Source organism: Acidovorax sp. GW821-FHT11A03, assembly GCF_058809075.1.
In genome coordinates this window covers 209831-219417 of the sequence record NZ_JBXASG010000004.1, presented here as the reverse complement: position 1 = coordinate 219417, position 9587 = coordinate 209831, and the positions used below count along the sequence as shown (strand labels likewise).

General features: G+C 70.3%; 5 protein-coding genes. All 5 read left to right on the top strand.

From position 1 onward, the window contains the following. The first annotated feature begins 54 nt into the window (after positions 1-54). A complete protein-coding gene (gene glnE, locus AC1RVY_RS11465) occupies positions 55-2802 on the top strand; it encodes a bifunctional [glutamate--ammonia ligase]-adenylyl-L-tyrosine phosphorylase/[glutamate--ammonia-ligase] adenylyltransferase (RefSeq protein ID WP_492806815.1) in 2748 nt (915 codons plus the stop codon). Between the two features lie 105 nt (positions 2803-2907). After that, complete coding sequence (locus tag AC1RVY_RS11460; RefSeq protein ID WP_218339431.1) at positions 2908-3636, top strand: TetR/AcrR family transcriptional regulator; 729 nt, start codon at positions 2908-2910, stop codon at positions 3634-3636. Further along, complete coding sequence (locus AC1RVY_RS11455; protein ID WP_492245170.1) at positions 3633-5018, top strand: efflux transporter outer membrane subunit; 1386 nt, start codon at positions 3633-3635, stop codon at positions 5016-5018. Before AC1RVY_RS11460 ends, AC1RVY_RS11455 begins: the two co-directional genes overlap by 4 nt. Positions 5019-5209: 191 nt before the next feature. Further along, entirely contained in the window at positions 5210-6415 is a 1206-nt protein-coding gene (locus AC1RVY_RS11450; RefSeq protein WP_492806647.1) for an efflux RND transporter periplasmic adaptor subunit, read from the top strand. A gap of 12 nt (positions 6416-6427) precedes the next feature. Continuing rightward, a complete protein-coding gene (locus tag AC1RVY_RS11445; RefSeq protein WP_492806646.1) occupies positions 6428-9547 on the top strand; it encodes an efflux RND transporter permease subunit in 3120 nt (1039 codons plus the stop codon). Positions 9548-9587: the final 40 nt, after the last annotated feature.

Here is a 9587-nt window from a genome sequence, read left to right as displayed (position 1 = left end):
CGGGTTCACTACAAACCAGTGTCCTTATGTATGTGGCCCCTTGCCATGTCTGCCATGCCCGCGTCTCCCGCTGATCCCCGCTGCCACCAGCCCCGTCCCGAGGGCCCGCTGGCCGCGCATTCGCGCTTCTACCAGCGCCTGCACCGCCGCTATGCGGACGATCTGTCCCTGCTGCCCGCAGGGGCGCCGGTCCTGGCCACCATGGAGACGGCCTACGATGCGCTGCGCTCGCGCGGCTGCGACACGGGCACGGCCCTGCGCGTGCTGCGCCAGCTCGTCATGGAACGGCTCGTCCAGCTGGACTGCGACGCGCAGGCGCCGCTCGCCGACATCACCCGCGCCGTCACCGAGCTGGCCGAGCTGGCGCTGGACCGTGCCAGCCACCAGGCGCGGCAGGAGCTGGACGAGCGCCACGGCGCGCCACGCGGACCGGACGGCCAGCCCGTGCAGCTGTGGATCATCGGCATGGGCAAGCTGGGCGCGCGCGAGCTCAATGTCTCCAGCGACATCGACCTGATCTACGTATACGAACACGATGGCGAGACCGCGGGCACGGCCGACGGCCGGGGGCGCATCTCCAACCACGAATACTTCGCGCGGGCGGTCAAGGCCATCTACAGCCTGGTGGGGGATACCACCGAGCACGGCTTTGTGTTCCGCGTGGACCTGGCGCTGCGCCCCAATGGCAACTCCGGCCCGCCGTCGGTCTCGTTGTCGGCGCTGGAGGAGTACCTGCAGCTGCATGGCCGCGAATGGGAGCGTTTTGCCTGGCTCAAGAGCCGGGTGGTGGCGCCCCACGACTGCATTGGCAGCCCCGAGGTGCAGGCGCTGCGGGGCGTGGTGCTGCCCTTCGTGTTCCGCCGCTACCTGGACTACAGCGTGTTCGATGCGCTGCGTTCCCTGCACCGCCAGATCCGCGACCATGCGGCCAAGCGCAGCGCGGGCCACCCCGAGCGCGCCAACGACGTCAAGCTCTCGCGCGGCGGCATCCGCGAGATCGAGTTCACGGTGCAGCTGCTGCAGGTGGTGCGCGGCGGCCAGTTTCCCGAGCTGCGCCGCCGGCCCACGCTCGATGCGCTCACGCGCCTGGCCCAGGCGGGCCTCATGCCGCAGGAAACCGCCGATGCCCTGGCGCGCGCCTATGTCTTCTTGCGCCGGGTGGAGCACCGCATCCAGTACCTGGACGACCAGCAGACCCACGTGCTGCCCACGCGCGACGACGACCTCGCCTGGATCGCCTACACCCTGGGCTACACCGACTGCTGCGCCTTCCTGCACGAGCTGGACGCGCACCGCGAACTCGTGGCCCAGGAGTTCGACACCTTGCTGGGTGGCGCGGGCAAGAAGCAGTGCAATGGGGGCGGCTGCGGCGGCCCTCGCGCCTCGGCGCCCCCGCCCCCCGAATTCGACACCCTGCTGGAACAGCTGCCGCCCGGATTCCGCGAGCGCGTGGCCGAGTGGCGCAGCCACCCGCGCGTGGCGGGCCTGCGCGACGAAGCCCGCGCCCGCCTGTTCCGGCTGGTGCAGCGCACCGCGCAGTGGCTCAAGGAGGGCCGCGTCACCGAAGAGGCCGCGCTGCGCCTGGCCAACTGGCTGGAGCCACTGCTGCGCCGCGAGAGCTATCTGGCGCTGCTGCTGGAGCGCCCCTCCGTGCACGAACAACTGCTGCACCTGCTGGGCGCGGCCAAATGGCCCGCCCGCTACCTGCTGCAGCACCCGGGCGTGATCGATGAACTGGTGGGGGATTCGCTGCTGGCCGAGCGCTTCGTGGTGGCGGACTTCGAGCGCGAACTGGCCGTGCGGCTCGCGTCCCTGCAGTCCACGGGGGAGGACGATGACGAAACCCTGCTGAACCTGCTGCGCCGCGCCCAGCACGCGGAAACCTTCCGCACCCTCGCGCGCGATGTGGAGCGGCGCATCACCGTCGAGCAGGTGGCGGATGACCTGTCCGCCCTGGCCGACAGCGTGCTGCGCATCACGGCCCAATGGTGCTGGAGCCGCCTCAAGACTCGCCACCGCGACAGCCCGCAGTTCGCCATCATTGGCTACGGCAAGCTGGGCGGCAAGGAGCTGGGCTACGGCAGCGATCTGGACATCGTTTTCGTGTTCGACGACGACGATGAACGCGCGCCCGAGGTCTACGCCGCTTTCGTGCGCAAGCTCATCAACTGGCTCACCGTGAAGACGGGCGAGGGCGACCTGTACGAGATCGACACCGCACTGCGGCCCAATGGCAGCTCGGGCCTGCTGGTCACGAGCTTCGAGGCCTACGCCAACTACCAGCAGCGCCGGGGCAGCAACACCGCCTGGACCTGGGAGCACCAGGCCATGACGCGCGCGCGCTTCGTGATGGGCAGCGATGCCCTGCAGGCGCGCTTCGATGCCGTGCGCGAGGCCGTGATCACCTCCGAACGCGACCCCGCCGCCCTGCGTGAGGAGATCGTGCTCATGCGCGAGCGCGTGCGCGCGGCGCACCCCACGCGCGACGGGCAGTTCGATGTGAAACACAGCCCGGGCGGCATGGTGGATGCGGAGTTCGCGGTGCAGTACCTCGTGCTCTCGCAATCCGCGAACCACCCGGAGCTGGTGGGCAACGTGGGCAACATCGCGCTGCTGCAGCGCGCCGAGCAGGTGGGCCTGCTGCCGCCCGGCGTGGGCATGGCGGCGGCCGACGCCTACCGCGAACTGCGGCGCGTGCAGCACGTGGCGCGCTTGGACGAGGCGCCCACCCAGGTTGCTCCGCCCGCGCTGCAGGCCGAGCGGAATGCGGTGCTGGCGCTGTGGAGGGCGGTGTTCGGCTGAGGCCGGCCCCGGCGTGACGTTTCGTTGCATTTTTGGCGGGCGAATTTTCCGCTGGCCTTCGCCAATTCAAACAACTGTTTGAATTCTGGTGTTTAATCCGGTGCCATGAGTTTTGGCGCCCATTTCATTCCCGCAGCCCAGCGCACCGCCCGCAGTGATGGCGAGGACACGCGCGCGCGCCTGCTGCACGCGGCGCTGCAGCTGTTCTCCGAGCGGGGCTTCGCACAGACCTCGGTGCGTGCCATCGCCGAGGCCGCTGGCACCAATGTCGCCGCGATCGCCTACCACTTTGGCGACAAGGCCCGGCTGTACACGGCCACGTTCTATGAACCCTTTGGCAGCGGCAGCGACCTCATCGCCGTGTTCGCCGATCCCGCACTGACCCTGCCGCAGGCGCTCGCCTCCTATTTCGGGGGGTTTCTGGAGCCGCTCAAGCACGATGACCTCGTGACCCAGTCGCTGCGCCTGCATGTGCGCGAGCTGCTGGACCCGACCCACGTGTGGCCCGAGCTCATCGAGCGCGAGTGCCGGGCCCCCCACCTGGCCCTGGTCCAGGTGCTGTGCCGCCACATGGGCGTGCAGGAGGTGGACGACGACATGCACCGCCTCGCCTTTTCCCTGGCCGGGCTGATCATGCAGATGTGGACCCAGCGCGACCCGCTGCAGGTCATTGCGCCGCAGCTGGCAGGGTCGGGGGCTGTGGATGAGTGGGTGGACCGGCTGACCGGCTACGCCCTGAGCATGGTGCAGGGCGAGATCGCCCGGCGGCAGGCCGCACAACGGCCCGCGCGCCGCAGTACTTCACGGAATTCGCACAAGGAATCCAACGCATGACTTTGAGCAAGACCCGATTCTTCTGGGCCGCCTGCCTGCCGCTGGCCCTGGGAGCCTGTGCCGTCACGGCGCCCCCCGCGCAGGTGCCCGCGCCGCCGCCCGTGGCGTGGCAGGCGCCCTTGCCGCACCAGGGCTCGCTGGGGGATCTGGCGCGGTGGTGGACGCAGCTGGGCGACCCGCTGCTCGTCGAGCTGATCGATGCCGCGCAAGCCATCAGCCCTGGCGTGGCGCAGGCCCAGGCCCGCATCGCGCAGGCGCGTGCCACGCAGGTGAGCAGCCGCGCCGCGCTGCTGCCGTCGCTCGATGCGCAGGCCAGCGCCAGCCGGGGATTCAACGAGCAGCTCGCGGGCATCGCCACCACGGCGCAGGCCGGGCTGCAGGCGAGCTGGGAGATCGACCTCTTCGGCGCCAACCGGGCCACCAAGACGGCGGCCGACGAGCGGCTGGCGGGCGCGCAGGCGCTGTGGCACGAGGCGCGCGTGAGCGTGGCCGCCGAGGTGGCGCAGCAGACGAGCAGCCTGCGCACCTGCCTGGAGCAGCTGCGTGTGGCCGAGCGCGATGCGCAGTCGCGCGGCGAGACCTCGCGGCTGTCCGACCTCAGCGAACGCGCCGGTTTCACGGCGCCCGCCACCGCCGCCCTGGCGCGTGCCAGCGCCGCCGAAGCCCAGGCGCGCGCATCGCAGCAGCGCATGCAATGCGATGTCGAAGTCAAGACCATGGTGGCGCTGACCGGGTGGGAAGAGCCCGCGCTGCGCGCGCGCCTGTCCACGCCGGCATCCGCCGCGCCCGACACCCTGTTCGCCATCGCCGCCCTGCCCGCCCAGGTGCTGGCCCAGCGCCCCGACGTGTACAACGCCGAGCGCGAAGTCGCCGCCGCCAGCGCCGACGTGGGCAGCGCACAGGCCCAGCGCTACCCGCGCCTGTCGCTCAGCGGCTCGGTGGGAACGGCCTGGGTGCGCAGCGGCGGCGTGACGACCGACCTGAACACCTGGACCATCGGCCCGCTGGCGCTCAGCGTGCCCCTGTTCGACGGCGGCCGCCGTGGCGCCCAGGTGGAGGCGGCGCAGGCACGCTACGACGAGGCCGCCGCGCTCTACCGCGCCAAGGTGCGCCAGGCCGTGAGCGAGGTCGAGCAGGCGCTGGTGCGGCTGCAGAGCACGGCCGAGCGCAATGCCAGTGCGCGGGTGGCGGCGGCGGGCTACCGCACCTCGTTCGATGCCACGGAGGCGCGCTGGCGCGGCGGGCTGGCGAGCCTGGTGGAGCTGGAAGACGCGCGCCGCACCTCCCTGGCGGCCGAGAACGCGCTGATCGCGCTGCAGCACGAACGCCAGGCCGCCTGGGTTTCGCTGTACCGCGCCGCGGGCGGTGGCTGGAAAGAGTGAAACACCCCCTGAGTCGCTTCGCGCATTCCCCCTCTCCCGACTCGCTGGGCGAGTCGGGAGAGGGGGACGCCCCCGGCGCGGCGGGGCGGCCCTTGCGCGGGGGCACTGGCCTGCGCCGCGCCAGTTTCATCCCGTGCGAGTGGCGCGTAGCGCCGTGGAAAGTTGATATGAATTCTTCAGGACGAAAGCAAATGCAAAATTTCTCTTCCTTCAAGTTCTCTCCGACGGCCTTCGCCGTGATTGCTGCCTGCGTGCTGGCCACCGGCGGCGCCCTGGTTTTCTCCAGCGCATCGCGCGCCGCCGACGAGCCCAAGGCGGGCCAGCCCCGCCCCGCGCTCACGGTGAGCACGGCGCAGCCCCAGCGGACGTCGGTGCCTTTGCGCCTGGCGGCCAACGGCAACGTCGCTGCCTGGCAGGAAGCCAGCATCGGCGCCGAAAGCAATGGACTGCGCCTGACCGATGTGCGGGTGAATGTGGGTGACGTGGTCAAGGCCGGACAGGTGCTCGCCACCTTCTCGGCCGAAACGGTGCAGGCCGACGTGGCGCAGATGCGCGCCAGCCTGCTCGAAGCCCAGGCCAACGCGGCCGAGGCCGCAGCCAATGCCGACCGCGCCCGCTCGCTGCAGGCCACGGGTGCCCTGAGCCAGCAGCAGATCCAGCAGTACACCACCGCCGAGAAGACGGCGCAGGCCCGGGTGGAGGCCGCCAAGGCCACGCTGAACGCGCAGCAGCTGCGCCTGAAGTACACGCAGGTGGTGGCGCCCGACAGCGGCGTGATCTCGGCCCGCACGGCCACGGTGGGCGCGGTGGTGGGCGCGGGCACGGAGCTGTTCCGCATGGTGCGCAAGGGGCGCCTCGAATGGCGCGCCGAAGTCACGTCCACCGAGCTGCGCCGCATCGCGCCGGGCGCCAAGGTCAGCGTGACCGCGGCCAGCGGCGCGGCGGCCGAAGGCACCGTGCGCATGGTGGCCCCCACGGTGGACCCGCAAACCCGCAATGCGCTGGTGTATGTCGATTTGCCGGCGAACAGCGATTTCCGCGCCGGGATGTTCGCGCGCGGCGAGTTCGCGCTGGGCAGCAGCGATGCGCTCACGGTGCCGCAAGAGGCGCTGGTGGTGCGCGACGGGTTCTCGTACGTGTTCGTGGTGGGCGCCGAGCAGCGCGTGCAGCAGCGCAAGGTGCAGACGGGGCGCCGCGTGGCCGACCGGGTGGAAGTGCTCTCGGGCCTGGACGCGAATGCCTCCGTCGCCGTGCGCGGCGCGGGTTTCCTGAATGACGGGGACCTGGTGCGTGTGGTCGGCGCGCCGCCGGCGAGCGGCAGCACCTCCTCCCTGCAGGATTTCAAACAAAAAGTGCCTGTAGCGCAGGTTGATCAAGCGCTGGTAGCTATCAAATAAGGAGCGTTCTCCATGAATGTATCCACCTGGTCCATCAAGAACCCGATACCGGCGCTGATGCTGTTCGTGCTGCTGACGTTCGGCGGCCTGCTGTCGTTCAACGCGATGAAGGTGCAGAACTTTCCGGACATCGACCTGCCCACGATCTCCGTGACCGTGGCGCTGCCGGGCGCATCGCCCGCGCAGCTGGAAAACGACGTGGCGCGCAAGATCGAGAACAGCATCGCCACGCTGCAGGACTTGAAGCACATCTACACCAAGGTGCAGGACGGCGGCGCCACCATCACGGCCGAGTTCCGCCTGGAAAAGCCCACGCAGGAGGCGCTCGACGATGTGCGCTCGGCCGTGGCGCGGGTGCGCGGCGACCTGCCCGGCGACGTGCGCGACCCCATCGTGACCAAGATGGACCTGGCCGCGCAGCCCGTGCTGGCCTTCACCATCGCCTCGAGCCGCATGGACAGCGAGGCGCTGTCGTGGTTCGTGGACGATGCCGTGGCCAAGAAGCTGCTCACCGTGCGCGGCGTGGGCGCGGTCAACCGCGTGGGCGGTGTTCAGCGCGAGGTGCATGTGGCGCTGGACCCGGTGAAGCTGCAGGCGCTCAACGCCTCGGCGGCCGACGTGTCGCGCCAGCTGCGCCTGGTGCAGACCGAGAGCGCCGGCGGCCGCACCGACCTGGGCGGCAGCGAGCAGCCCGTGCGCACGCTGGCCACGGTGCAGTCGGCCCAGGAGCTTTCCAGCCTCACGCTGTCGCTGTCGGACGGCCGCCACGTGCGGCTCGATCAGGTCGCCACGGTGTCGGACACGATTGCCGAGCCGCGCGCGCTGGCCCTGCTCAACGGCAAGCCCGTGGTGGGCTTCGAGGTGGCGCGCAGCAAGGGCGCGAGCGAGATCGAGGTGGGCGGGGCCGTGCAGGCCGCGCTCAAGGAGATGCGCGCGCAGCACCCCGACCTGGAGATCACCGAGGCCTTCAACTTCGTGCAGCCCGTGCAGGAGGAATACGACGGCTCCATGCACCTGCTGTACGAAGGCGCGCTGCTGGCCGTGCTGGTGGTGTGGCTGTTCCTGCGCGACTGGCGCGCCACGTTCGTCTCGGCCGTGGCGCTGCCGCTGTCGGTGATCCCGGCGTTCATCGGCATGCACCTGCTGGGCTTTTCCATCAACGTGATCACGCTGCTGGCGATGTCGCTGGTGGTGGGCATCCTGGTGGACGACGCCATCGTGGAGGTGGAGAACATCGTGCGCCACCTGCGCATGGGCAAGACGCCCTACCAGGCGGCCATGGAGGCGGCCGACGAGATCGGTTTGGCGGTGGTGGCCACCACCTTCACGCTGATCGCGGTGTTCCTGCCCACGGCCTTCATGAGCGGCATCGCGGGCAAGTTCTTCAAGCAGTTTGGCTGGACCGCGTCGCTGGCCGTGTTCGCCAGCCTGGTGGTGGCCCGCGTGCTCACGCCCATGATGGCGGCCTACATCCTTAAACCCATCGTGGACAAGCACCAGGACCCGCGCTGGATGACCGTGTACCTGCGTTGGGCGGCCTGGTGCATCAGGCACCGCTGGATCACCTTCATCGCCACGGCGGCGTTCTTCATCGGCTCGCTCGCGCTGATCCCGCTGCTGCCCACCGGCTTCATCCCGCCGGACGACAACTCGCAGACCCAGGTGTACCTGGAGCTGCCGCCCGGCGCCACGCTCGCGCAGACCCGCGCCGTGGCCGAGGATGCGCGCGAGCGCATCGCCAAGGTGGAGTACGTGCAGAGCGTGTACACCACCATCGGCGGTGGCTCCGCGGGGGCGGACCCCTTCATGGGCGGGGCCAATGCCGAGACCCGCAAGGCCACGCTGACCATCCTGCTGGCCGAGCGCGGCGAGCGGCCGCGCAAGCAGGGCATCGAGAACAAGATCCGCACGGCCCTCGAAACCCTGCCCGGCGTGCGCAGCAAGGTGGGCCTGGGCGGATCGGGCGAGAAGTACGTGCTGGTGCTCTCCGGCGACGATCCGCAGGCGCTGACCACGGCCGCGCTGGCGGTCGAGAAGGACCTGCGCACCATCCCGGGCCTGGGCAGCATCTCGTCCACCGCCAGCCTGGTGCGCTCCGAGATCGCGGTGCGCCCGGACTTCGCCCGGGCCGCCGACCTGGGGGTGACCAGCAGCGCCATCGCCGAGACCCTGCGCATCGCCACCATGGGCGACTACGACGTGTCGCTGCCCAAGCTCAACCTCGCGTCGCGGCAGGTGCCCATCGTCGTGAAGCTGCAGGACGACGCCCGCAAGGACCTGTCGCTGCTGGAGCGCCTGGCGGTGCCGGGCGCCAAGGGCCCGGTGATGCTGGGCCAGGTGGCCACGCTCGAATTCAGCGGCGGCCCGGCCGTGGTGGACCGCTACGACCGCGCGCGCAACGTGAACTTCGAGATCGAGCTGTCGGGCCAGCCGCTGGGTGACGTGACCAAGGCCGTGGAGGCGCTGCCCTCCATCAAGAACCTGCCGCCGGGCGTGCGCCAGATCACCATCGGCGACGCGGAGATGATGGGCGAGCTGTTCGCCAGCTTTGGCTTGGCCATGCTCACGGGCGTGCTGTGCATCTACATCGTGCTGGTGCTGCTGTTCAAGGACTTCCTGCACCCGGTGACCATCCTGGCGGCGCTGCCGCTGTCGCTGGGCGGCGCGTTCGTGGGCCTCTTGATCGCGCAAAAGAGCTTCTCGATGCCCTCGCTCATCGGGCTCATCATGCTCATGGGCATCGCCACCAAGAATTCCATCCTGCTGGTCGAGTACGCCATCCTGGCGCGGCGCGAGCACGGCATGACGCGCTTCGAGGCGCTGATCGACGCGTGCCACAAGCGCGCGCGCCCCATCATCATGACCACGCTGGCCATGGGCGCGGGCATGCTGCCCATTGCCATCGGCATCGGCGCGGCCGACGCGAGCTTCCGCTCGCCGATGGCGGTGGCGGTGATCGGGGGGCTCATCACGTCCACGCTGCTGAGCCTGCTGGTCATCCCCGCCGTCTTCACCGGGGTGGATGATCTGGGCCAGCGGTTCGGGCGCCTGGTGCGCCGGCTGCGGGGTGCGCACCACGCGCCAGCCGCCCCGGCGCTGCCCCCGGTGCCCGCCTCGCCGCCCGCACCGTGATGGCCCGGTGGTGGTTGCCCGAACAACCGGGCAATCACCC